Genomic DNA, 23,817 nt, shown 5'->3' with positions numbered 1-23,817 from the left:
TTCACTTTTAAGACTGTTATAATGGAACTAAGAAAATACTGGAGGTATTCAAATGGACTATAAACAACAAGTTGCAGCAGCATTATCAGATGCAGTAGATGGTGCGTTAAGTACGGAAGATATTTATAATAAAATTGAACGTCCTAAGGATTCGAAGATGGGGGATTATGCCTTTCCTGCTTTTGTACTTGCAAAAGTTTTAAAGAAGGCACCTCAACAAATAGCAACGGATTTAATTGAAAAAATTGATCAATCAAAATTTGAAAAAATCCAGGCTGTAGGCCCATACGTTAACTTTTTCTTGGATAAAGCTATTTTTAGTTCAGATGTTTTGAGCCAAGTTATTAAAGCTGGCGCATCATATGGAGACAATGATTCTGGTGAAGGTGGCAATGTTCCAATCGATTTGTCATCACCAAATATTGCAAAACCAATTTCGATGGGACATTTACGTTCAACCGTTATTGGAAATTCAATTTCGGAAATTCTAAAGAAAAATGGATATAACCCAATTAAAGATAATCACTTAGGTGACTGGGGAACTCAATTTGGTAAGTTGATTGTTGCTTACAAAAAATGGGGTGTTGAAGAAGACGTCAAAAAGGATCCAATCACTAACCTTGTTAAGTATTATGTTCGTTTCCATAAAGAAGACGTTGACCAGCCTGAACTAGATGACGAAGCTCGTGAATGGTTTAAGAAGCTTGAAGATGGTGATAAAGAAGCTACTAGACTCTGGACCTGGTTCCGTGAAGAATCTTTAAAGTCATTTAATGCTATCTATGAGAAGTTAGGTGTTGAGTTTGATACCTTTAATGGTGAAGCCTTCTACAATGATAAGATGCAAGAAGGTATCGATTGGTTGAAGAAGATGGGGCTGCTTAAGGAATCACAAGGAGCCCAAGTGGTTGACCTTGAAAAGTACAACCTGAATCCCGCTTTAATTTTGAAGAGTGATGGGGCTTCCCTTTATATTACCCGTGATATAGCGACGGCTATTTACCGTGACAAGACGTATAAACCAGCTATGAATTTATACGTTGTTGGCTCTGAGCAAACATATTACTTCCAACAATTGAAGGCTGTTTTACTTGAAATGGGTCTACCATCTGCTAAAGAACTGCACCATATTCCATTTGGCTTAATTACAGTAAATGGTAAAAAATTGTCGACTCGTTCTGGTCGAATTATCTTATTGGATGAGGTTCTTGATGATTCAATCAATATGGCAAAGAAGCAAATTTCTGAGAAGAATCCAGACCTACCTAATAAAGACGAAGTTGCCAAACAAGTCGGTGTTGGTGCCATTATCTTTGGAGACTTGAAGAACGAACGAACAAATAGTATTGACTTTAATTTGGAAGATCAACTCCGATTTGAAGGAGAGACGGGTCCATATGTTCAATACTCGCATGCTCGTGCAGAAAGTATCTTGAGAAAAGCTGGCGATACTGAAATTAACGCTGACAATACAATTATGACGGATCCTGAAGCTTGGGATACTATCAAGACGTTAGCGGACTTTCCAGCGACAGTAATTGAAGCTAAAGAAGAGTTTGAACCTTCTGATATTGCTAAATATGCAATACGTTTGGCCAAGACTTTCAATAAGTACTACGCGCATTCTAAGATTCTTGAAGAAGACGATGAGAAATCAGCTCGTTTGGCACTTGTAAAGAGTGTTTCCGTTGTGCTAAAAGAATCACTCCGTTTGCTTGGTGTTCAAGCACCAGACCAGATGTAATTTAAATTAAAATTTACTAAGAATACCCTAAAGCGAGATTTGCTTTAGGGTATTTTTATTCAAAAAAATCAGCTTAATGGCCCGCTTAAAGGGCGAAATATCTTGAATTCCTTAATATATATTCAAAAATTAGTAGCAAACATTCTTTAATTTTGTTATAATAAAAGCGATTTTACGTGATAGGGGGTTGTGTAATGAAAAAGAGTATTCGTCAGGCTAGAATTGAACAATTAATCAATCAGTATCCAATTGGCACCCAGGAAGATTTAATGAAACGACTTGAGGATACGGGGATAAAAGCTACTCAAGCGACCATTTCAAGGGACATTCGAGAAATGCAGATTGTTAAGACACAAGATGGACAAGGAAATTTGCGGTACACGATTTTTAAAGCTGGAAACAAAAGTGAAAAAGAGCACCTTCGTGAGACAATCAATGAGGTTGTGACGGGGCTTACTAGAGTTGAATTTATTAATATTGTGAGAACCTTGCCCAGTAACGGAAACCTGTTGGCAGCTATTTTCGACGATTTAGACATGCCGGAAATTGCTGGGACTCTGGCCGGTCATGATACAATTTTCATTATCAGCCCAAGCGAAGAAGTTGCTAAAGAAATGAACGAACAAATTTCCGAGAGCATGAATCCCGATATTATTCATTAATTGATGATACATAAGAACTGAAGTCGACGAATGTCGGCTTTTTTTGTTTTTAAATCCTTATTAAATTTTTCCACTAAATTAGTGTCACAGCGTGTCTATGCTACAATGTACCTAATAATCTTTAGTAATCGAGGATGGACATGAACGAGAATGGATTTAGGGGATTCCTTACAAAAATTAGAAAAGGGCTGTCACCATATTGGCAGAGCTTTAAAAAACGATTAAAGCAGGTTTGGCATCGTTTCCAACTAACAAGAGTCATACTAGCAACGCTTCTAGCTATTATTTTAGTAGGAAGTGCAGTTTTGACGTATGAAGCAAAAACTGCTGACGTTGAGAATCTGAAAGCAGCGTTAGAGCAGCCAACAGTTGTTTATGATAAAGAGGGTAAGAAGGCCGGCACGCTTCTATCACAAAAAGGAACGTATGTCGGGCTTGATAAGATCTCACCGAATATTCAAAATGCGGTTATTTCGACAGAGGATCGAAATTTTTATCATGAATATGGTTTTTCTGTGAAGGGTATCGCAAGGGCCTTCTATTTGTATGGCAAGAACAAACTTCTCGGTCGAAATTATATCAGTGGCGGGGGAAGTACCTTAACCCAACAACTCACAAAAAATGCCTTTTTATCGCAGGAGCAAACAATTACACGTAAGGCTAAAGAATTATTTCTGTCGATTGAGGTTGAAAATGTTTATACCAAAAAAGATATTTTGTCGATGTACCTCAATAATGCCTATTTTGGTAATGGTGTTTGGGGCGTTCAGGATGCCTCTGAAAAATACTTTGGTAAATCAGCTAGTGAATTAACAGTTCCTGAGGCAGCAACGCTTGCTGGTTCACTTAGGAATCCCAGTGCCTATAATCCAATCGATCATCCTCAAGCATCGCGTGACCGACGAAATCTAGTCCTAAAGCTGATGAATGAAAATAAAGTGCTATCTAGTGCTGAAGTGACAAAATATAGTGCCACTTCAATGAACATCAGCGACAATTATAATTATCAAAGTTCCTATCGCTACCCTTACTATTTTGATGCCGTTATCAACGAGGCAATTAGTAAGTACGGATTAACCGAGTCAGAAATTATGAACCGTGGTTATAAGATTTATACGGATCTAGATCAAAATTATCAAAAGCAAATGCAAACTCAATTTAAAAATTCTACTTTATTTCCCGCTAATGCGTCGGATGGTACAAAAGTTCAAGCTGCTTCAATCGCGCTTGATCCTGCTGATGGCGGCGTAATGGCCGTTGTTGGTGGTCGAGGGAAGCACGTGTTCCGTGGCTATAATCGAGCGACCCAAATGCGCCGACAGCCGGGATCGGCCATGAAACCTCTGGCAGTATATACGCCAGCACTGCAAAATGGGTACTTCTATGATTCTGAGCTGAGTGATAAGAAGCAATCATTTGGTAGCAATAACTATTCTCCAAAAAATTACAATAACGTTTATCAAAATAAGGTTCCAATGTATGAGGCCTTAGCCCAGAGTATGAATGTTCCTGCAGTTTGGTTATTAAATAAGATTGGGGTTAATAAGGGCTATGAATCCGTTAAAAATTTTGGGATTCCAATTACCAAATCTGATAAGAATTTGGCCTTAGCTCTTGGGGGCTTAAGTACTGGCGTCTCACCACAGCAACTGGCAGCTGCCTATACGGCGTTTGCCAATGGTGGACAGGTAACTCAGGCGCACTATATAACAAAGATTGTAGACGCCTCAGGAAACGTGATTGTTGACTCTCCAAAAGTTAGCAATAAACGCATCATGACTAAAAAAGTTGCTAAAGAAATGACCAGTATGATGATGGGTGTGTTTAATAGTGGTAGCGGCGTGAGTGCCAAACCATATGGCTACACGATTGCGGGTAAAACTGGTAGCACGGAAGCAGACGGAACTGGTGATAGCGATGCAACAAAGGATAAATGGATTGTGGGTTATACACCAGATATCGTAGTGACAACCTGGGAAGGTTTTGACAATACGAGTAAATCTCAACATTTGGAAAACTTAAGTGCGACCGGTGTTGGACCGTTATTCAGAAATGAAATGCAAAGTATTTTGCCGTATACCGCCAATACCGCATTCAACACTAAGGATGCGGCGACAATTGCCAAGGGTGAGTCTGGTGGATCAAGCTCTAGTATTTGGGACAGCGTTGCAAAAGGCGCATCTGACTTCAGCGATAAGGTGACCAAGGGAGCCTCCGGTGCCGCGCAAGCTGCGAAAGATTTATGGGACCAAGCCAAATCGGTTCTTGGCCAGTGATGAAACGCACATAGGCAAAAAACCTAATAAATGATAAAATAGACTAATGAACTTATAGGAGGATACAGCATGGCTGATATAGAAAAAACGGCAACTCAAATGGCAAAAGAATTACAACAATCTGATGAATTTAAGGGGTTAAAGGAAGCTTATGATAGTATCAAAGCTAACCAAGAAGCCTACGATTCTTTTAAAGATTTCCAGGAAATCCAATTAACGATTCAACAAAAACAAATGCAAGGCGAAAAATTATCAGATGAGGAAATGAAACATGCCCAGGAAATTGCTGAAAAAGTGGGTAAAATTGATGAAATTAAAGCATTGATGGATCATGAAAAAGAAGTGAATGATTTACTCACAAAACTAAATCAAGCTATCACAAAACCAATTCAAGAACTTTATCGTAATTAAGAATAGTTGGTTTGATAAAACGTCGAAGTTGCTATTAAAAACTTCGACATTTTTTTATGGAGGTGAATTTGTTGAAATTTATACATGCTGCTGATTTACATTTGGATAGTCCATTTTTAGGATTAAAAACCGCTCCAGCCTCAATCTGGAAGCTTATTTATTCTTCTAGCGAACGGGCCACAATCAACCTAATTGATCGTGCAATCAGTGAGCAGGTAGATTTTATCTTGCTTGTTGGTGACCTGTTTGATCGAGAAACGCAAAATATTCAGGCACAACTGTTTTTACGTAATCAGCTTGAAAGACTTGATGAAGTCGATATTCCAGTTTTTATTAGCTGGGGAAACCATGATTATTCATCCGAAAGTCGGCCAGAAATTGATTGGCCTTCAAATGTCACAGTCTTTGATTCTCAGGTTTCGTCGCATAAAATTCAATTAAAGTCGGGTGAACAAGTTGCGATTAGTGGCTTCAGTTACAGAACTCGCTGGCTAAATGAAGATTTAATTTCCAACTTTGTTCCTGATAAAAATGCAGAATTTAACATTGCCATGTTGCATGGCGGTGAAAAAACGGGAGAAATACGGAACAACCACTATGCACCATTTACTGTAGGTGAATTAACGGCAGCAGGATTTGACTATTGGGCTTTAGGTCATATTCATCAATTCCAAAAGTTGGCGTCTTCCGTTCCAATCTATTATTCAGGGACGATTCAGGGACGAAATCACAATGAAGATGGCACAAAGGGCGCGTTATTAGTTAACCTAACCCATACGGAGACTAAAGTGAACTTTATTGAAACCGATGTCATTACCTGGCAAAAAATTAGTATTTCAGTTGACGAGAAGTCATCAATTGCTGAAATTTTGGAGTTAATGGCTGACAAAATAAAGGAAAATATAAGTGATAAGTTAGCCCTTATTTCAGTTGAAATCGAGAATCAAGTTGGCAATACGGAAGAAACGGCAATTCAGAATGGGACTCTTTTAGAGCGCCTACAGGACATGTTTAGTCGACAAACAAGTTATTGGCCTTATGAAATTAAAGAAGTTATTCAACCCAATGAAAGGGTATTTTCGGAAGTTGATAACAAATTTTGGCAAGCATCTGAAGCACAATTATTTACGGATGATGTCATCACGGAAACTGCTGGCACCTTATTTTCAAACGCCTTCATTGCGAATCATTTCCATGACCAAAAGGTTCAGTCAGAATTGAAGCAGGCGGTTTTAAGAAATATTAAACAGAAAGCTGGGCATAAGGGAGGACAAAGTGAATGAAAATAACCAAACTTCGAATTTATGGATTTGGTAAATTTATTGATCAGACGATTCTGATTGATGAAAAATTGCAGATCATTGTGGGCCCAAACGAATCTGGTAAGACAACGATTGCCAGATTTATTCATGACCTTTTGTTTGGTTTTCCAACTCGTAAATCTGCTTTGAATCGCTATGTTCCTAAAGAGTCATCTCGCTATGGTGGTGAGCTGTATTTTAGTAATAGCGAAAATAATTATCTTTTAATCCGCACTTCAGGTAAAAGAGGCGGCGATTTTTCACTAAAGAACTTGACGACGGAAGAAGAACTTGACGCTGATGATTTTCAACGTTTAATTGATCCAATTAATGAAACTATTTTTTACCAGGTTTTTGATTTGAGTGATGATAAATTAAATCAAGCCTTTCAGATGAGTCAATCGGAATTAGCCAATCGAATCAGAGTTATTGGTGCAGTGGGAAGCGGCGATTGGGCGGAATTAATAGGTGAGTATGATGAAGAGGCTGCTCGACTTTATAAAGTTCGTGGTCGTAAACAGCCGATTGTCGTCAAACTTCATGAACTGAATCAATTTGAAGATCAAATTGCACATAAAAAAAGAGATTTTACTGCTTATCAAAATTTACTTTTGAAAAAAAGGAACCTTAATTCTGAAAATCAACAAAATCAACAGCAAATAGATAAACTTACTCAGGAATTGGAAAAGTTTAGAAATCTTGCTAGTTCCTGGCCCGCCTATGAACGATTACACCAAATTTCTAAAAAAATAGCGTCTCAGAATTTGCGAGAGCGAATTGATGAAGATGCTTGGCAAAAATTTGGCGTGATGAAGGGACAAATTAGTCAGTTAGAGAGCACTACCCACCAACTTTATCAAAAGCAAAAAGAATTTAATGAGAAGCATCCTCAGTCAGAATTAATGGTAATTCAACAACAAAATAAGGTGATTTGGAATCAGCTTGTGAGCCAGTTACCAGAAATGACGCAAATAACTAGTGAAATTTCTGATCTCAAAAAGAATGCGCAGTCTTTGCAGGAGGAGCAGTCATCCTTTGAACGAGACGTAAAAACCGCAATCCCGTTCGATGAAGCGACAAATGAAGAAGTCGTCGAGTTATTAAATCAACAAGAGCAGTTAGTCAAGAATAGACCTGTCGAAAAAAGTAGGCTTAGACAGAGCGAGAAAAAACAAACAAACACTATTTTTTACTTACTTGGAATCCTTGTTACAGCTGGATCATTGCTACTTTTCCATGGTGGTTTTAAATTTGTTGGTACAGTAGTTGGAATTTTACTTTTAATCGCTGGATACTTGAGCACTCAAAAAAGTAATTTACAACTAAGTAAAAGTCCTGATGATTTGATTCAAGTGCAAAATCGATTGACCAAAATTGCGGAAGAGTTCCAACTTAGTGATTTTCCACAAAGCCAATGGTTCATTGTTCAATCGAAGCTTGAAAGTTTAATGGAAAACCAGCGGAAATTAGATAATTTATCTCAGAAGATTAAAAGTAATGAATCCCTTTTAGATGATTATGCTAATTCCTGGAAACGGCTTCTACCTGCTCATGAAGAAAATAAGGCTGCAGTGGGAAATCTTTTTGAGCTCAAACAATTGCTGGATAACCTACAGCAAGAGAGTCAAAGCATGATGGATGAAAACAATCGGACGCAACTTTTGGCACAACAAAAATCTGATACGAATGAGCAGATAGTTATTGTACAATCCAAAATGCAAAAGTTTTTGGAGGAACACCATCGCGCTACAGCAAGCCAGTTTGAAGCAGATTATCAAAAACAAGAAGTGGTCGCTAAGGATCAGGCAACTCAGTCAATACTAAAATCTGAGCTTAGTGATTCGGTAATCGAGAAATTAGAACAGTATACTGATCTAGCGGCAATTACTGATAACATTAGTCAGATTAAAGGAAACATGTCCCAACTAGCTGAAACAAATCAGACGATTATTCAGCAATTAGCAGATGTTAACTCACAAATTAATATCATGATGGGGGATACTAAGCTCGAAGAACTTTTGCAAAAACAGGCATCTCTACAAAGTGAGATAAATGAGCTAGTGTTTAGCTGGCTGACAGCTGTTCTTTCAAGTAAATTAATAACATTAGTTTTGGATTTGGCAGTGAGTGATCGACAACCGGAAATCCTGAAACTGACGAATAACTATTTTAAAATTTTGACTGAAAACAGGTATAATGAGGTTAAATTTATTGATGACCAGTTAACACTCATTAGAAAAGATTCACGGTCATTTAATATTATCGAATTGTCAAAGGGCACGGCGCAGCAGCTTTATTTGGCGATTTCATTTGCTTTTGCAGTTGTCATTAGCAAACAAGCTAACTTGCCACTTCTGATAGATGATGCATTTGTGAACTTTGATGATGTCCGAAAAGATACCGCAATTCAATTACTAAACAAGCTTAGTCAAAATATTCAGGTTATCTACTTCACAACCAATTTCAGCTTTTCAAGTGAGTTAATAAGTAATCAGATAATGACGCTAAAACGACAATAAACCAGGAGGTGAGCTTGATGGATGAAAAATTGATGTCTTATCAAGTTGGCGATAAAATAGAAATATTTGTCTTATTAAAGGCAGCGGAAGTTCGGACTGCAAAAAATAACAAACGCTACATTGCGTTTACTTTTGAGGACTCATCTGGCGAAATGGGTGGCATGTATTGGGATGCTTCAGAACAGGATATTGAAACCTTCAAAGCGGGTAAAGTAGTTCATTTAATTGGTAAACGAGAAGAGTATCAAAGCAAACCACAAATTAAAATTAGCCAGTTGAGAACGCCGAACGTTGGGGAACCAAGTGATCCAGGTCAATTTGTTACGAGAGCGCCGATGAAAAAATCAGAAATGGTTGATGAAATAAACCAAGTCATGTTTGAAATAACAAATCCGACTTGGAATCGGTTGACCAGATTTTTAATTAACAAACATCAGGCTGATTTTTTTGATTTTCCTGCTGCCAAAACGAACCATCATGCTTTTGAAGGGGGATTGGCATTTCATACAATCTCAATACTAAGATTAGCGCATTCAGTTTGTAACCAATATCCAAACGTTAATGCACCATTGTTGTATGCTGCTGCGATTCTCCATGATTTAGGCAAAACGGTTGAGTTATCTGACCCAATTACGACACAATATACAGTGGCCGGAAATTTGATAGGTCATATTTCGCTAATTGATGGGGAGTTAGTCGAGGCATGCCAAACATTAAAACTTGATCCATCCTCAGAGGATGTCATTTTGCTTAGGCATATGATTCTTGCCCATCATGGATTACTTGAGTATGGGTCACCAGTTCGTCCGCAAGTACTAGAAGCAGAAATACTTCACGATTTAGATGAATTAGATGCCTCAATTATGGCTATTCAGACTAGTCTTGATCATACTGAACCAGGTGAGTTTTCAGAGCGATTATTTGGAATGGATAATCGACGTTTCTTTGAATTCGAAGGAACAAAAAATCATGAACAAGATACAAAAAAGCCGGAAAATTAATTTTCCGGCTTTTCTTTTTGACTTAAATTCAATTATTTTGAGCTACTTGATGAAAGGTAGTCAGATAAAATGTTCTTTAAATCATTGTCCTTGATGTCAATGTTACCGTCTTTAAGAACTTTGGCAACTACCTTTTGAAGGCCAGTGCTACTGTTCATCTTAGAATCGATAATCTGACTCTTCAATTCTGATTCATGTTCCTTCATAGTGCCTTTTCCAGGGTTCTTAATCATCTTAATGACGTAGTATCCTGAATCTGTCTTAACTGGCGTAGTTGTATACTCACCGGTCTTAAGCTTAAAGGCAGCAGTCTTGAAACTTGAATCTAATGATGTATCAGTATTGTCAAATGCAGAAATCTTACCACCATTGCTCTTAGTGGTTGTATCTGTTGAATACTTCTTAGCTAAAGTTGTGAAGCTCTTGTCATCTTTAAGTTGCTTGATAACTGTTTCTGCAGTAGATTTCTTTGCAACTAGGATTTGAGCAACTTGGACTTTTGGCTCGTATTTCTTGTATTGAGCTTTTAACATCTTGTCAGTAATCTTAGTGTTGTCCTTAACGGCTTCTTTCAATAAGAGGTTTGAACGAATTTCTGTCTTAAGCCCAGAAGCTGTTGTACCACTTTGTGAAAGTACGCTGCTAAATGAAGAACCGTATTGCTGTTTGTAGGCATTGTATTGTTTTGTAACTTCGCTCTTCTTAACCTTATCACCGTAGTCCTTTTCAAGAACCTTGTTTAAGATCATTTGTTGAAGAACTTGCTTACCACTTGAAGACTTCTTCAAGCTGGTGTAGTAAGCACTTTCTGTAATCTTTCCACCAGAAGTAGTGGCAACCGTTTTGCTACCACATGCGGCTAGTGTCAAACTCAAAAAGACACCGGCAAGAGCAATAAACCATTTTTTCATTATGTGAACACATCCTATAATTAAGTATTTATCCACCTGTCAAGTGAACATTCTCTGACTAATATAACACAATCACCTTTAAAATAAAGTTTTCAAGATGGATTTAATTAAAACGCAAGAAGTCAAAAGTGCTGGTACGAGTGAAAATAAACTATTTTTGTAGATTATTTGTGACTGATTCAATCTTATCCAAATAAGGTTGAATCTTGTATTGAAACTTATCAATATCAGATTGGAGCTCATCAAGTAGGGGGGGCGCTTCTTCAATAGAAGATTTTAGTTTTTTTAGATTACCTGTGACTGCCTTTTTGCTTCGATTCCAATTGGCTAAATCCTGCTTTTTTTCGCTGAACTTATCAGCTGTTTTTGTTGCGAAAGCAATCGTTTCGTTTCGGTTAAGCGCCACATAGCCTGCGACAGCCGCAGCGCTTGTGAGTAAACTGAATTTAATAAATCGGTTCATTAAATGACCTCCTAGAACTGAGCTTTAATTTGATTCGTTAGCTTGGTTAGTTGCTCTTCGTCATATTGAGCAGAGTTATCCTTGAAAATCATTTTAAAGTCATCATGATCGCTATAACGAGGTACCAAATGAAAATGAGAATGGAAGACTGACTGATATGCAACTTTACCATTATTGTTAACGATGTTCATACCGATAATCGCTGGATTTGATGCTTTTAGTGCATTTGCAATCTTAGGAATCTTTGAAAATACCGTTGCAGCCAATTCTGAATCGTATGCAAAAATATCGGGTACGTGGGTTTTGGGAATTACAAGCGTATGCCCTGGCGTTCCTTGCGAAATATCGAGAAACGCTTTGACGTCATCATCCTCATATACGGTATAGCTGGGAATCTCTCCCTTAATAATCTTACAGAAAATGCAATCTTCGTCGTATTTATGTTCCATAAAATAACCTTCCTTCAATTGATACCTCATATTATACACTATCAATTAGCTATCTTCATGAATGAGAACAGGGACTATGTTATAATTACTCACGATAAAATGTCTAAGAAATGAAGTGAACTAATTTGACTTTAGAAGTTTCTCATCTTGTGGGTGGATACTCACAAATTCCAGTATTAAAAGATATCAGTTTTGACGTTAAGGATGGCGAATTAGTGGGGCTAATTGGGCTAAATGGTGCCGGTAAATCGACAACTATTAACCATATTATCGGACTTTTAACCCCACAAAAGGGTACGATTAAAATCAATGGCCTGACAATCACGGAAGATAATCAAGAATTTAAACAGCAAATTGCTTATATTCCTGAAATGCCGATTTTGTATCAGGAGCTCACCCTAAGAGAACACATTGAGTTAACGATTATGGCTTACGGACTTGATCACGAAAAAGCCTGGAAGCGTGCAACTGAATTACTTAAAATTTTCCGATTAGAAAACAAATTGGATTGGTTCCCAGCTAATTTTTCAAAGGGAATGAAGCAAAAGGTTATGATTGCTTGTGCCTTCGTAACTGAAGCACCATTAATGATCATTGATGAACCATTCTTAGGCCTTGATCCATTAGCTGTTCACGATTTGTTGTCACTTATTGAAGAACGCAAAAAGGCCGGCGCTAGCGTGCTGATGTCGACTCATGCGCTAGATACCGCAGAGAAATATTGTGATCGATTTGTCCTTTTACACGATGGTCAAGTTAAAATAGAGGGTTCTTTGGCAGAATTGCGTCAAGCGCTGCCAGGTGTAGGAGAAACCTTAGACGATATTTATATGTCATTTACCAAGGCTGATCAACGATGAGTAAACTCTTCAGACAAAGACTGACCAAACATCTATCTGAAATGGCGCGGTACCTACGCTACGTCTTTAATGATCACTTTGTCATTGCACTTATGTTTATGGTGGGTGGCCTTGGATTTGGTTATTCAAATGGCTTAAAGGGCCTGGAAACCGGCATTTGGTGGGCGCCGTACGTGGTTATTTTTACCTTGCTGTTACTTTTGCAGCTTGGTAGACTGGCAACATTAATGAATGATGCTGATGTTGTCTTTCTTTTACCGAGAGAAAGAAGTATGCATGCTTATTTCATAAATGCCAAAAATTATAGTGAAATCATGGCAATGTTAATCCAAATTGTGGGATGGTTCGTCTTAATTCCATTTATTAGAGTGACTGATGACGTGAGTTGGCTATTCTTATTCGAGCTTTTGGTAACTCAACTGATATTAAAGGATGCATTTCTAGAAAGAGAAATCGTCTTACGATATCAATATCGAATAAAAATTATTCAAAGTTCGATACTATTTAAATGGCTGTTACCAGTCATTGTTATTGGTGTTTCCTATTTAGTAAATCCGGTATTTGGCCTAGTTCTGGCAATCATATTAAATATTGGAATTCGTTATATTAGTTTCAATCGCTGGCAGAAGGTTCAAATTGATTGGAACAAAGCCATTATGATGGAAAATAACCGAATGTTGGGGATTTATCGGTTCTTCAATTTATTTACGAATGTGCCGTCAATCACGGGAAGCGTAAAACGTAGAAGATATCTGGATTTCATCGTGAATCGTATAAAACCGACTCGAGAAAACACGTATTTGTATTTATTTAGTCGAAGCATTTTACGAGGAACCGAATTTGGAAGTCTGTATTTAAGATTGACCTTATTGGGAATGGTATTATTAGTATTCATTCAACAACAATGGCTAATCGTTGTGCTGACAATCCTTTTCATCTATTTGATTGGATTCCAACTAATTCCATCATATTTTCATTTTGATGATATTGTATTTACGCACTTGTATCCCATTAACGAAAAACAGAAACTTGATAATTTTAGTCGAACAACTGCCATTGCACTGAGTATCACGGCAGTATTACTTGCGGGAACAACCTTAATTGCCCAGCAAGATTGGAAAACGGCACTCATTAGTCTCGTCCTTGAGGGAATTGAAATCTTATTGTTAGTGAAGTTTTATATTCCGGGAAGACTTTTGCCGAATAAATCATCAAATTAGCTTGACGATGACTGCAACTCCTAATAAAATTAAGAGTAGATTTAAGGTGTGGGGGGTGTAGTGAAAATGGATATGGATCTTGAAGAGGGTTGGCGACTTCAACCACTTGGTGGAGATACCGGTAAAGCCTTTATGGGTACCAAAGCTGAGAAGAAAATTTTTCTGAAACAAAATGCGTCACCATTTTTAGCTGCACTTTCGGTAGAAGAAATAACACCTAGACTAGTTTGGACTAAGCGGATGTCCTCTGGTGATGTTGTGACTGCCCAAGAATGGTTAAATGGCAGGACGCTTAGCCGTGCGGAAATGAAATCAGTAGCAGTGGGACACCTATTACATCGAGTCCATCATTCTACCTTATTGAAGGAAATGTTACATAAGGTGGGCGGAAAAGTGATGGGGCCTCAGGAGTTACTTACCGAATTGGTAAATCGACTTTCGAAGACCTTATTAGGTCATCCGTTAGTAAAAAAGACAATTGAATTGTTAAGGAATCAAATTGATCAATTGGATGAAAGTCATTATGAGGTTTGTCATGGTGATTTAAACCACAAAAATTGGCTGTTGTCGGATAGTGGAAAGCTTTATTTAGTTGATTGGGATTCGGCTAAATTTGCAAATCCGGCACTGGATATTAGTATGCTATTGTGTGCATATGTTCCAGTGTCGGAATGGCGGACATGGCTAGAAAACTATTCCGGCACGAAGGTAACAGGCAAGATGGCCGAATGTATTATCTGGTATAGTTGTCTAGATTGCCTAAATACCATACAAAATGGCTATGAATCACAAAGATATCACATGATGAATAAGGCAATATTGTTATTGAGTGAAATTCAAAATAAGTAAACAGACGATGGCTGAACTTCTTCATGAGTCAACAAGGAGGAGAAATCAGCCATTTGTTTTGTTCTGAAGTATCAGAAAGGATAAGAATATGAGAGTAAGAAAAAAGCCCTGGGCGGACAGCTACATCAAGGATCACGCTGATTTAATTGTTATTGAGCCCAAAGATCACATTGGAAAGTGGCAGAATCGATTTAAAGCCGTTCAACCCATTCAAGTTGAGATTGGAATAGGCAAAGGTCAGTTTATTATTGAAATGGCAAAAAGGCATCCGGAAGTGAATTTTCTTGGAATTGAAATTCAAGAATCTGTTATAGCAGTTGCACTTCGAAAAGTGGTTGAAAGTGGACTAACTAACGTGCAGTTGGTGGAGACAGATGGTGCCGACGTTGATGAACTTTTTGGAGAAGGAGAGGTCAGTCAGCTCTATTTAAACTTTTCAGATCCTTGGCCAAAGACCCGTCACATTAAGAGAAGATTAACTTCACCTGGATTTTTAGCCACTTACTTGAAGGTTCTCAAACCAGAAGGTAGAATACAGTTTAAAACTGATAACCGCCAACTTTTCGAGTATTCGTTGACCAGCTTTAATAATTTTGGATTTACTTTTGAAGGTGTTTGGCTTGATCTGCATAAAAGCGATCAAAACGAAGATAATGTTGAGACTGAATATGAAGAAAAGTTCAGCAAAAAGGGACCCATTTATGAATTAGTCGCTTATTTTGCTTTGAAGAAGTAGCCTTGTTGGGTTTTCAGCCCCATTTGTAGTATTATTTTTCTATGAGTTGAAAATTGTGAGGAGGAATTGTAATGGAAGCTTTAGCTAAAATGACAAGTGATGAATTATCAAAGAAAATTAGTAAGGGTAAGTACATGTTATTCTTCTCGGCAACATGGTGTTCAGATTGTTCATTTATCAAGCCATCAATGCCTGAAATTGAAAAAGAGTACACAGAATACCATTTTTTGGCAGTTGATCGTGATGAGAACATTGATTTGGCTGCAGATTTAAGTGTTTTTGGTATTCCAAGCTTTATTGCATTTGATGATGGAAAAGAAGTCGGTCGTTTCGTAAATAAAGATCGAAAGACAAAAAAGCAAGTTGGGGAGTTCATTGATGGACTTGCCAGCTAATCTTAGTTTTAGAAGGTATACGAATGTTAATATCAAGTTATAATCCCCAAGAATTGGGAGACACCCTGGTTGTTATTACTGGTGAAGATGTTGAAAACCAAGCAGATGAGCGACACGGAAATATTGTCAGAATTTTTGATGCTGAAAGTGGTAAAACCATTGGCTACAATTTTTTAGCTGTTTCAGATATTTTGACTAAATTAGGTAATGTAGGGCAAGTATTTTTGAACGATAATGACGTTAGCTTGTTAAATCAATCATTGGCAGATAACCAATTTAAGCCAGATTTAGTGCAGGACAAGACGCCTAAATTTGTGGTGGGATTTGTTGAATCGATGGAAAAGCATCCAAATTCAGATCATCTCTATATTACTCAAACTAAAATTGATGATGGGAAAACGCTACAAATTGTCAGTGGGTCTCCAAATATGCAAACGGGAATTAAAGTTGCTGTTGCAAAGGTAGGCGCAATGATGCCAGATGGGCTAATAATCTGGCCTGGCGAGTTACGGGGAGTTTCCAGTATAGGAATGATCTGTTCCGGTCGCGAGCTTAAAATACCAGGTGCACCAGATGTTCCAGGGGCAATGATATTGCCGGATAGTTTTCAGGTCGGAGCTGCTTTTGATGTAACTAGTGATCAGGTCCAACATATTTTTGCGTAAAGATTCTAGTGAGGTGCTGTTTAGGCATCTTTCGTTATACATATATTTTAGTTGTAGCAGTCAATAAGTGGATGGTGAAAAAATGGGACATTATGATGGGCCAGCATTTTACCGAAAATTCCCCACTAGACGGGAACGGTTAAATAAAGAAGAGCAGGCGCCACAGCAAATAGAAAAGAATGTTAAGGCTAACCATACGCGACGGAAATTTAATTCAAGTACAACGGTTGATGGGAGTTCTTCCGCTGTTCCCGAAGAGCGGAAAATAGTGGTTAATGATTCAGATACTCCAGTTTCTTCAATTAGCAAAGGCTTGGATGAAATTCGTGCGTTTCATTTAACTAAAGTACCTTTGCAACTGCAAACGTTGCATAAAAAAACGAATAAAGTTGACTATAAAGGCTTACTTAATCAGGTTAGGAAGTCGAGCGACTCGTACTTTCTTTTTGATGATGGCCAGGCACTCACTGATGATGTGATTGAAACTGAAAATCATGCGAATAGTCTTCAATTCACGGGAATTCGACAGCAGGATAAAACAGAGATTAGTCCAATTCCTAGTATTCCTGTTGAAGAGAGCAAAGAAGCAAGTCAAGAAGAGGATGTCAAGCCGATTGAGGTTCACTCAGATCAGCATAATGTCGCTTTTGAGAATCGTAAGAAGAGACTTGAAGAACAAATTAAGCTCAGAAAACAACGGGAATCTGAAGCTTCACCTAAACGAGGGTTAGGTCAGTCATTAGGAAACATCCTCAATGATGAAACTAATTTAACCAGTAAAAATACGGATCTTTCCTTTTTTAATAAGCCTCAAAAATCAGATGAAGTTAATGAGGTCATTCAAGACAAAAAAATTGAAAAAGAAAACATTAGCGTAAACCCAGGGTATACATTTCCCAGCAGTTCGCTATTAAAGCCACCTGTGACAACGAATCGACAGGATGAGGAAAATTGGACGAGGGAGCAGGAAAAGAAGCTTAACGCAACGCTCCAAGCGTTCAACGTGAATGCTAAAGTTGTGAACTGGACGATTGGGCCTACGGTAACGCAATTCCAGGTAAATCTAGCACTAGGTGTCAAGGTAAGCAAAATCACCAATTTAACTGATGACCTAAAGTTAGCTTTATCAGCAAAGGATATTCGGATTGAGGCCCCAATTCCTGGGCGTAATACAGTTGGTATTGAGATTCCTAATCCAAAGCCACGGCCAGTTATGCTGTCCGAAATTGTTAATTCGGAGGAATTTAAGACAAGCAAGTCTCCCTTGACGGTTGCTTTAGGGGTGGATTTGTTTGGAAAACCACAAGTAACTGATTTGAGAAAAATGCCGCATGGCCTCATTGCTGGAGCAACTGGATCCGGGAAGTCTGTTTTCATCAATAGCGTTTTAATTTCACTACTTTATAAAGCAACGCCGGCACAACTAAGGTTATTGTTGATTGATCCTAAAGCGGTTGAAATGGCCCCTTATGATGGAATTCCGCATTTATTGGCGCCCGTTATATCTGATCCTAAAGTTGCTTCTGCTGCCTTGAAATGGGTTGTAAATGAGATGGATCAACGGTATGAACGTTTGGCAGCTGGTGGTGCCCGAAATATTGAACAATTCAATCAAAAGGCAGAGGAGTCACACGAGTACGGGCTGAAAATGCCATACATTGTCATTGTTATTGATGAGCTTGCTGACTTAATGATGGTGGCCTCAAATGAAGTGGAAGACTACATTGTTAGGATTACCCAAAAAGCTAGAGCCGCTGGAATACATCTTCTAGTAGCAACGCAACGACCTAGTGTTGATGTTGTGACTGGGACAATTAAAAATAATATTCCAACCCGAATTGCCTTTATGGTATCAAGCCAAATTGATTCCAGGACAATCCTAGATACAAGTGGGGCGGAACGCTTGCTTGGTCGTGGTGACATGCTCTACCTCGGTAATGGCGCGAGTCAGCCTGTCAGATTTCAAGGTGCATTCATTGATCAGGAAGTGGATGCAGTCACAGATTATGTTCGGAAACAGCAGGAAGCTAGGTATGAATTTGCACCGGATGAGTTAGTTAATGCCAATCGAATGCAATCGAATGAGGATCGGTTGATGCCCCAAGTTTTGACCTACATTTCTGCAGAAAAGAATGTCTCAACCTCTAAGTTACAAAGAGTCTTTTCAATCGGTTATAACCGAGCCGCTAATTTGATTGACGAGTTAGAGAGTAGACACTTCATTTCAGAACAACACGGGTCAAAGCCTCGCGATGTTTACTTTTCAAAAGATGATTTAGAGTCAGAGACTGATGATTCAGAATTATAGGAAGCTTTTCACAAAAAAATGATTGTGCTAAACTAAATTTAAATTTACTGATAAATATTAACGTCAATTATGCAGATTTATAAGTGACGGAAAAGAGGATATTCATGGATAGCGATACAGTTTATCATTTTGTCGGAATAAAGGGCTCAGGGATGAGTGCATTAGCTTTAATTCTTCACGATAAGGGTTTTAAGGTTCAAGGATCTGATATCACTCAATACACATTTACTCAGCGTGGACTGGAACAAGCTGGCATTAAGGTGTTGCCGTTTGATGCAGCCAATATTACGACTGGCCTGACAATCATTGCAGGGAACTCATTTGACGATGATCATCCAGAAATTAAAAAAGCACGGGATATGAAATTACCTGTTTATCGCTACCACGAATTTCTTGGGAAATTAATTGAAGGATATACCAGTATTGGTGTTGCTGGCGCACATGGAAAAACGAGTACCACTGGCTTACTTTCACATGTTTTAAGTGGTATTGCACCAACAAGCTATTTAATTGGTGATGGTACAGGGAAGGGCGTTCCTGATGCCCGTTTCTTCGTGTATGAAGCAGATGAATATCGACGTCATTTTTTGGCAACCAAGCCAGACTATGTCATCATGACTAACATTGATTTTGATCACCCGGATTACTATACCGGAATTGATGATGTATTTTCTGCATTTCAAACGCTTGCCAACCAAGTTAAAAAGGGAATTTTTGCTTGGGGCGATGATAAAGAACTAAGAAAACTCCAAGCCAATGTGCCAATTTACTACTATGGAACTGGTGAAACCGATGACTTTAGAGCGACAAATATTAAACGAACGACGAGTGGTTCTAAATTTGATGTTTATCATCATGACGAGTTCTTAGGAACTTACTCAGTTCCACTTTTTGGGAAACATAACGTTCTTAATAGTTTGGCAGTCATTGCTGTGTCATATTTTGAAGATGTTGACTTAGGTGAAATCAAGAAGGAATTACTGAGTTTTAAGGGAGTTAAGCGTCGATTCACAGAGAGAAAACTTGCTGATATGACAATTATCGACGATTATGCTCACCATCCATCTGAAATTAACGCAACCTTGGATGCAGCTCGCCAAAAGTATCCTGACAAGGAAGTTATTGCGGTATTCCAGCCACATACTTTCTCTCGGACGATTGCATTGATGGACGATTTTGCAAAATCGTTAAGTATGGCTGATAGGGTTTACCTGACAGACATTTTTAGCTCTGCAAGAGAAACGAGCGGAACAGTTTCAAGTAAAGATTTAGCAAAGAAAATTACTAAAGGTGGGGATATTTTAACAGTAGATAATATGTCGCCATTACTTGATTACCACGATGCTGTTGTCGTATTTATGGGTGCCGGTGACGTTCAGAAATATGAACGAGCATACGAGGATCTATTAAGCCATCTTTCACTAAAGAATAATTAAGGTCTTATAATTGATGTTGTAATTGATTGACTCACAAGTGATTGCATGATACTTTATCTCTTAATGTAAATGATAGATGGGGGTTTATGAATGAATAATTATGATGGTCGAAGAGTCGTTAATGCTGACGTTGGTCTGAACGCTTTTATGACGAAGATGTTTGCTTGGATGGGACTGGCAGTATTGGTTTCAGCAGGAACGTCGTTTGCAATTACACAGTTTTTTCCAAATTTCATGACGAACTTTAGCGGCGGAATGATTTGGATTCCGTTAATTATCTGGTTTGTTTTTCCCTTTTTGATTTCTTCACAAGCAATGAAAAATACGGGATTAAGTTTCATTTTCTTAATGATTTACGCGATGATTAGTGGTGGGGTATTTTCAATTTATACACTGATTTACACCAGCACCTCAATTGCGAGTGCTTTTGTAGCGAGTGCAGCAGTGTTCCTTGTTATGGCAGGATTTGGTGCCGTTACGAAACGTGATTTAACTAAATTAGGAACCCAGGCAACTGCGGCTTTAATTGCATTAATCGTTGTTATGATCATTAATTTATTTATCCAAAGTAGCTGGATTTCGATGGCCTTCTCTGCCATTGCAATCATTATTTTTACAATTTTGACTGCGACAGATACACAGCGGATGAAGAAGTTGTACATGCAAAATTCAGGTCAAGTCTCTGTATCCGGTTTGGCCATCATGGGCGCCCTACAACTCTACCTTGATTTTGTTAACCTATTCTTAAACATGTTACAAATTTTTGGCGGTATTGGTGGAAACCGAAATTAGTCATCAAATAAAGGCTATGTCATTTTATGACATAGCCTTTTTATTATATTTTATGAACTATCTCAAACATTTTTTCAGCCGAAAGGTGACGTAATTTGGTACACTTATATTTAGAAACTTTAAGGAGAAAATAATGGCTAAAGATAAATTGTTACTGATTGATGGAAATAGTGTTGCTTTTAAAGCGTTTTTTGCGCTGTACAATTCATTGAGCCGCTTTACAAATGAAGAAGGTTTGCACACAAATGCAATTTATGGATTCAATACAATGCTCGAACTGATGTTAAATCACGTAGAACCCACTAAGGTGTTGGTTGCCTTTGATGCAGGGAAAACGACCTTTAGGACGAAGATGTATTCTGATTACAAGGCTGGTCGAGCTAAAACACCAAGTGAATTCTCAGAACAAATGCCATATATCAAAGACCTACTCACGAGTCGGGGCATTAAGACTTATGAACTAAAAGATTATGAAGCAGATGACATCATCGGAACTTTGGCGCATGAGGCTGAAGAGGCAGGTATTCAAACGACGATTGTTACCGGAGATCGTGATTTAACACAACTAACCTCGGATCTAACAACCGTCTCTGTTTCTAAACGAGGAGTAACCGATGTTGAACATTACACCCCAGAGTTTGTGAAGGAAAAGTTGGGAATTACCCCAGAACAAATTATTGAGATGAAAGGGTTACAAGGCGACAATTCCGACAATTACCCTGGTGTTACTAAGGTTGGTCCTAAGACGGCTGTCTCCTTAATTCAGCAATTTGGCAGTATTCAAGGCGTTTATGATCATATAGATGATATTACTGCTAAAAAATTGAAGGAACATTTAATTGAGGATGAGGATAAAGCTTTTAGAGCGCGTCAATTAGCTACTATCAAACGTGATGCACCAATAAAAATCGGACTTGAAGACCTGACTTATGATGGGCCAGTGATGGAAAAGTTGATCGATTTTTACCAAAAGATGAATTTCCAATCATTTTTGAACAAATTAAGTGATCAAGGTGTAACCGGAACTGCAGTGGAAGTGGATTTAGAGGATATTTCGTATACAGTTTTAAATGAGTCCAATTTGGATGAAATATCTGACTTATCAGATGGTGCTGCCTTTTATCTAGAAATGCCAGAAGATAATTATCATACTTCACCAATGACCGGCTTCGTTATCGGGTCAGGGAACGAATGGTACGTTAGCCGAGATGTTGATTTGCTCACAAAATCGGAACTCAAAAGTTTTTTGCAGAATGACCAAATTACGAAGGACGTTTTTGACTTAAAGCGAACTTATGTTGGACTAAATCGATTAGGGGTCAAACTTTCATCTGTTGATTTTGATTTATTACTTTGCTCGTATTTACTGGATACAAATGACAATAATAATGATTTAGGTAAATTAGCTAAGCAACATGGGTATAAAGAAATTGAAACTGATGAAGAAGTTTATGGCAAGGGTGCAAAACGAGAAGTACCGCTAAATGATGATATTTTGTACAGCCATTTTGCCCGTAAAGAAAAAGCCATTCAAAAATTGAAACCTCAACTATATAAAGAACTGCAAGAAAACAATCAAATGGACTTATATTTAGATTTGGAACGACCTGTTGCGTTCGTTTTAGCCAGAATGGAAATTGCAGGTATTAAGGTCGATGCCGACCGACTTGAAAGCATGAAGAGTGTCTTCAAAGAAAAGCTTAGTGAAATAGAACTGACAATTTTTCAAGAGGCTGGAGAAGAATTCAATATTAGTTCACCAAAACAGTTGGGAAAAATTTTATTTGAAAAGTTACGACTACCGATTATTAAAAAAACTAAGACTGGATATTCTACTTCGGTAGATGTGTTAGAGAAACTTGCTGCTGATGCGCCCATAGCAGAGAATATTTTAAGGTATCGGCAAATCTCAAAAATTCAATCAACTTATGTGGAAGGTCTCCTAAAGGTCATTCATCCTGAGGATCAGAAGGTGCATACCCGTTATGTCCAAACTTTAACCCAAACGGGACGACTTTCATCGGTTGACCCTAATTTGCAAAATATTCCAGTTCGATCTGAAGAAGGACGACAGATTCGGCAAGCCTTTATTCCACATACGAAAGGTTGGCAGATTTTTTCATCTGACTATTCACAAATTGAATTACGGGTTTTGGCACATTTAACTGGTGATGAGAATTTACAGAATGCGTTTAAAAATGGTGAGGATATTCACGCAAGTACTGCTCGAAGGATTTTCCGATTAGCTCCAGATGCCGAAGTGTCTTCAAATATGCGGCGCCAAGCTAAGGCAGTTAATTTTGGAATAGTCTACGGAATTAGTGATTTTGGGCTTTCTCAGAATATCGGTATTACTCGAAAACAGGCTAAAGAGTTTATTGACACTTACTTTAACGAATATCCAGGTGTCAAGGAGTACATGGACGATATCGTTAAACAAGCTCGTGATCTAGGCTATGTCGAAACCATTTTACACAGACGGCGGTATCTTCCAGATATTAATGCTAGAAACTTTAACCAACGGAGCTTTGCCGAAAGAACCGCTATGAATACACCAATTCAAGGTAGTGCGGCAGATATTATTAAAGTTGCCATGATTGAAATGGATAAGGCATTAAAAAATATGGAAGCAACAATGCTTTTGCAGGTTCATGATGAATTGATTTTCGAAGCACCAGAAAGCGAAATTGAAACACTCAGTAAATTAGTACCAAGCATTATGGACTCAGCAATTAGTCTTGCCATACCTCTTAAAGTTGAAAGCCATTTTGGACCAACTTGGTACGACGCAAAATAATTATTTCTTTTGGGGGTAAAAT

At 38.1% G+C, this 23,817-nt stretch carries 20 protein-coding genes; 17 read left to right on the top strand and 3 right to left on the bottom strand.

Going from position 1 to position 23,817, the window contains the following annotated elements:
• The first annotated feature begins 52 nt into the window (after window positions 1-52).
• From argS to FGL90_RS00330, 7 genes are all read left to right on the top strand, one after another.
• A complete protein-coding gene (gene argS / locus FGL90_RS00360; RefSeq protein ID WP_010619990.1) occupies window positions 53-1,744 on the top strand; it encodes an arginine--tRNA ligase in 1,692 nt (563 codons plus the stop codon).
• A gap of 194 nt (window positions 1,745-1,938) precedes the next feature.
• Complete coding sequence (argR, locus tag FGL90_RS00355) at window positions 1,939-2,406, top strand: arginine repressor (RefSeq protein WP_010619989.1); 468 nt, start codon at window positions 1,939-1,941, stop codon at window positions 2,404-2,406.
• Window positions 2,407-2,546: 140 nt separating this feature from the next.
• Complete coding sequence (locus FGL90_RS00350) at window positions 2,547-4,682, top strand: PBP1A family penicillin-binding protein (RefSeq protein WP_010619988.1); 2,136 nt, start codon at window positions 2,547-2,549, stop codon at window positions 4,680-4,682.
• Window positions 4,683-4,751: 69 nt separating this feature from the next.
• On the top strand, window positions 4,752-5,093 hold the full coding sequence (locus FGL90_RS00345; protein ID WP_010619987.1) for a YlbF family regulator: 342 nt from the start codon (window positions 4,752-4,754) through the stop codon (window positions 5,091-5,093).
• A gap of 71 nt (window positions 5,094-5,164) precedes the next feature.
• The gene (locus FGL90_RS00340) at window positions 5,165-6,376 is read left to right on the top strand and encodes a metallophosphoesterase family protein (RefSeq protein ID WP_010619986.1); all 1,212 of its coding nucleotides are present in this window, start codon (window positions 5,165-5,167) and stop codon (window positions 6,374-6,376) included.
• Entirely contained in the window at window positions 6,373-8,913 is a 2,541-nt protein-coding gene (locus tag FGL90_RS00335; RefSeq protein WP_010619985.1) for an ATP-binding protein, read from the top strand. Before FGL90_RS00340 ends, FGL90_RS00335 begins: the two co-directional genes overlap by 4 nt.
• A gap of 17 nt (window positions 8,914-8,930) precedes the next feature.
• Window positions 8,931-9,914 carry a 3'-5' exoribonuclease YhaM family protein gene (locus FGL90_RS00330; RefSeq protein WP_010619984.1) on the top strand — a complete coding sequence of 328 codons (984 nt, stop codon included), beginning with the start codon at window positions 8,931-8,933 and terminating at the stop codon, window positions 9,912-9,914.
• 32 nt (window positions 9,915-9,946) lie between these two features.
• Here the strand turns inward: FGL90_RS00330 and FGL90_RS00325 are convergent, their stop codons facing one another.
• The 3 genes from FGL90_RS00325 to FGL90_RS00315 all read right to left on the bottom strand — a co-directional run bounded on the left by FGL90_RS00325 (window position 9,947) and on the right by FGL90_RS00315 (window position 11,737).
• Entirely contained in the window at window positions 9,947-10,825 is an 879-nt protein-coding gene (locus FGL90_RS00325) for a peptidylprolyl isomerase PrsA (RefSeq protein ID WP_010619983.1), read from the bottom strand.
• Window positions 10,826-10,976: 151 nt separating this feature from the next.
• Complete coding sequence (locus tag FGL90_RS00320) at window positions 10,977-11,288, bottom strand: hypothetical protein (RefSeq protein ID WP_010619982.1); 312 nt, start codon at window positions 11,286-11,288, stop codon at window positions 10,977-10,979.
• 11 nt (window positions 11,289-11,299) lie between these two features.
• A complete protein-coding gene (locus FGL90_RS00315; protein WP_010619981.1) occupies window positions 11,300-11,737 on the bottom strand; it encodes an HIT family protein in 438 nt (145 codons plus the stop codon).
• 125 nt (window positions 11,738-11,862) lie between these two features.
• Here FGL90_RS00315 and FGL90_RS00310 point away from each other — a divergent pair, with 125 nt between their 5' ends.
• The 10 genes from FGL90_RS00310 (at window position 11,863) to polA (ending at window position 23,795) form a co-directional block, all read left to right on the top strand.
• Entirely contained in the window at window positions 11,863-12,597 is a 735-nt protein-coding gene (locus tag FGL90_RS00310; protein ID WP_010619980.1) for an ABC transporter ATP-binding protein, read from the top strand.
• Window positions 12,594-13,817: an ABC transporter permease gene (locus FGL90_RS00305; protein ID WP_147656424.1), complete on the top strand. Its 1,224-nt coding sequence runs from the start codon at window positions 12,594-12,596 to the stop codon at window positions 13,815-13,817. Before FGL90_RS00310 ends, FGL90_RS00305 begins: the two co-directional genes overlap by 4 nt.
• Window positions 13,818-13,883: 66 nt before the next feature.
• Window positions 13,884-14,666 (top strand): phosphotransferase family protein, encoded by a 783-nt coding sequence (locus FGL90_RS00300; protein ID WP_010619978.1) that lies wholly within the window; start codon window positions 13,884-13,886, stop codon window positions 14,664-14,666.
• Between the two features lie 88 nt (window positions 14,667-14,754).
• The gene (trmB, locus tag FGL90_RS00295; RefSeq protein WP_010619977.1) at window positions 14,755-15,402 is read left to right on the top strand and encodes a tRNA (guanosine(46)-N7)-methyltransferase TrmB; all 648 of its coding nucleotides are present in this window, start codon (window positions 14,755-14,757) and stop codon (window positions 15,400-15,402) included.
• Between the two features lie 71 nt (window positions 15,403-15,473).
• Window positions 15,474-15,797 (top strand): thioredoxin family protein, encoded by a 324-nt coding sequence (locus tag FGL90_RS00290; protein WP_147656422.1) that lies wholly within the window; start codon window positions 15,474-15,476, stop codon window positions 15,795-15,797.
• A gap of 23 nt (window positions 15,798-15,820) precedes the next feature.
• On the top strand, window positions 15,821-16,462 hold the full coding sequence (gene ytpR, locus FGL90_RS00285; RefSeq protein ID WP_010619975.1) for a YtpR family tRNA-binding protein: 642 nt from the start codon (window positions 15,821-15,823) through the stop codon (window positions 16,460-16,462).
• An 82-nt stretch (window positions 16,463-16,544) separates the two neighbouring features.
• Window positions 16,545-18,770: a DNA translocase FtsK gene (locus FGL90_RS00280; protein ID WP_010619974.1), complete on the top strand. Its 2,226-nt coding sequence runs from the start codon at window positions 16,545-16,547 to the stop codon at window positions 18,768-18,770.
• 104 nt (window positions 18,771-18,874) lie between these two features.
• A complete protein-coding gene (gene murC / locus FGL90_RS00275; RefSeq protein ID WP_010619973.1) occupies window positions 18,875-20,206 on the top strand; it encodes a UDP-N-acetylmuramate--L-alanine ligase in 1,332 nt (443 codons plus the stop codon).
• A 90-nt stretch (window positions 20,207-20,296) separates the two neighbouring features.
• On the top strand, window positions 20,297-20,998 hold the full coding sequence (locus FGL90_RS00270) for a Bax inhibitor-1/YccA family protein (RefSeq protein WP_010619972.1): 702 nt from the start codon (window positions 20,297-20,299) through the stop codon (window positions 20,996-20,998).
• Window positions 20,999-21,131: 133 nt separating this feature from the next.
• Window positions 21,132-23,795 (top strand): DNA polymerase I, encoded by a 2,664-nt coding sequence (polA, locus tag FGL90_RS00265; protein ID WP_147656420.1) that lies wholly within the window; start codon window positions 21,132-21,134, stop codon window positions 23,793-23,795.
• Window positions 23,796-23,817 lie beyond the last annotated feature (22 nt).

Origin of the sequence: Secundilactobacillus malefermentans (assembly GCF_008033155.1) — a bacterium.
GTDB classification, from domain to species: domain Bacteria; phylum Bacillota; class Bacilli; order Lactobacillales; family Lactobacillaceae; genus Secundilactobacillus; species Secundilactobacillus malefermentans.
The sequence above is the reverse complement of the archived record's forward strand: the minus strand, read 5'-3'. Positions and strand labels throughout refer to the sequence as shown.

What these genes read in the sequence shown, in the direction of transcription:
- ytpR (WP_010619975.1), top strand. Translation starts at nt 15,821, where the DNA reads ATGTTAATATCAAGTTATAATCCCCAAGAATTGGGAGACACCCTGGTT.
- FGL90_RS00325 (WP_010619983.1), bottom strand. Translation starts at nt 10,825, where the DNA reads ATGAAAAAATGGTTTATTGCTCTTGCCGGTGTCTTTTTGAGTTTGACA.
- FGL90_RS00305 (WP_147656424.1), top strand. Translation starts at nt 12,594, where the DNA reads ATGAGTAAACTCTTCAGACAAAGACTGACCAAACATCTATCTGAAATG.
- argR (WP_010619989.1), top strand. Translation starts at nt 1,939, where the DNA reads ATGAAAAAGAGTATTCGTCAGGCTAGAATTGAACAATTAATCAATCAG.
- FGL90_RS00320 (WP_010619982.1), bottom strand. Translation starts at nt 11,288, where the DNA reads ATGAACCGATTTATTAAATTCAGTTTACTCACAAGCGCTGCGGCTGTC.
- FGL90_RS00335 (WP_010619985.1), top strand. Translation starts at nt 6,373, where the DNA reads ATGAAAATAACCAAACTTCGAATTTATGGATTTGGTAAATTTATTGAT.
- trmB (WP_010619977.1), top strand. Translation starts at nt 14,755, where the DNA reads ATGAGAGTAAGAAAAAAGCCCTGGGCGGACAGCTACATCAAGGATCAC.
- FGL90_RS00280 (WP_010619974.1), top strand. Translation starts at nt 16,545, where the DNA reads ATGGGACATTATGATGGGCCAGCATTTTACCGAAAATTCCCCACTAGA.
- FGL90_RS00345 (WP_010619987.1), top strand. Translation starts at nt 4,752, where the DNA reads ATGGCTGATATAGAAAAAACGGCAACTCAAATGGCAAAAGAATTACAA.
- murC (WP_010619973.1), top strand. Translation starts at nt 18,875, where the DNA reads ATGGATAGCGATACAGTTTATCATTTTGTCGGAATAAAGGGCTCAGGG.
- FGL90_RS00300 (WP_010619978.1), top strand. Translation starts at nt 13,884, where the DNA reads ATGGATATGGATCTTGAAGAGGGTTGGCGACTTCAACCACTTGGTGGA.
- argS (WP_010619990.1), top strand. Translation starts at nt 53, where the DNA reads ATGGACTATAAACAACAAGTTGCAGCAGCATTATCAGATGCAGTAGAT.
- FGL90_RS00270 (WP_010619972.1), top strand. Translation starts at nt 20,297, where the DNA reads ATGAATAATTATGATGGTCGAAGAGTCGTTAATGCTGACGTTGGTCTG.
- FGL90_RS00290 (WP_147656422.1), top strand. Translation starts at nt 15,474, where the DNA reads ATGGAAGCTTTAGCTAAAATGACAAGTGATGAATTATCAAAGAAAATT.
- FGL90_RS00330 (WP_010619984.1), top strand. Translation starts at nt 8,931, where the DNA reads ATGGATGAAAAATTGATGTCTTATCAAGTTGGCGATAAAATAGAAATA.
- FGL90_RS00350 (WP_010619988.1), top strand. Translation starts at nt 2,547, where the DNA reads ATGAACGAGAATGGATTTAGGGGATTCCTTACAAAAATTAGAAAAGGG.
- FGL90_RS00315 (WP_010619981.1), bottom strand. Translation starts at nt 11,737, where the DNA reads ATGGAACATAAATACGACGAAGATTGCATTTTCTGTAAGATTATTAAG.
- polA (WP_147656420.1), top strand. Translation starts at nt 21,132, where the DNA reads ATGGCTAAAGATAAATTGTTACTGATTGATGGAAATAGTGTTGCTTTT.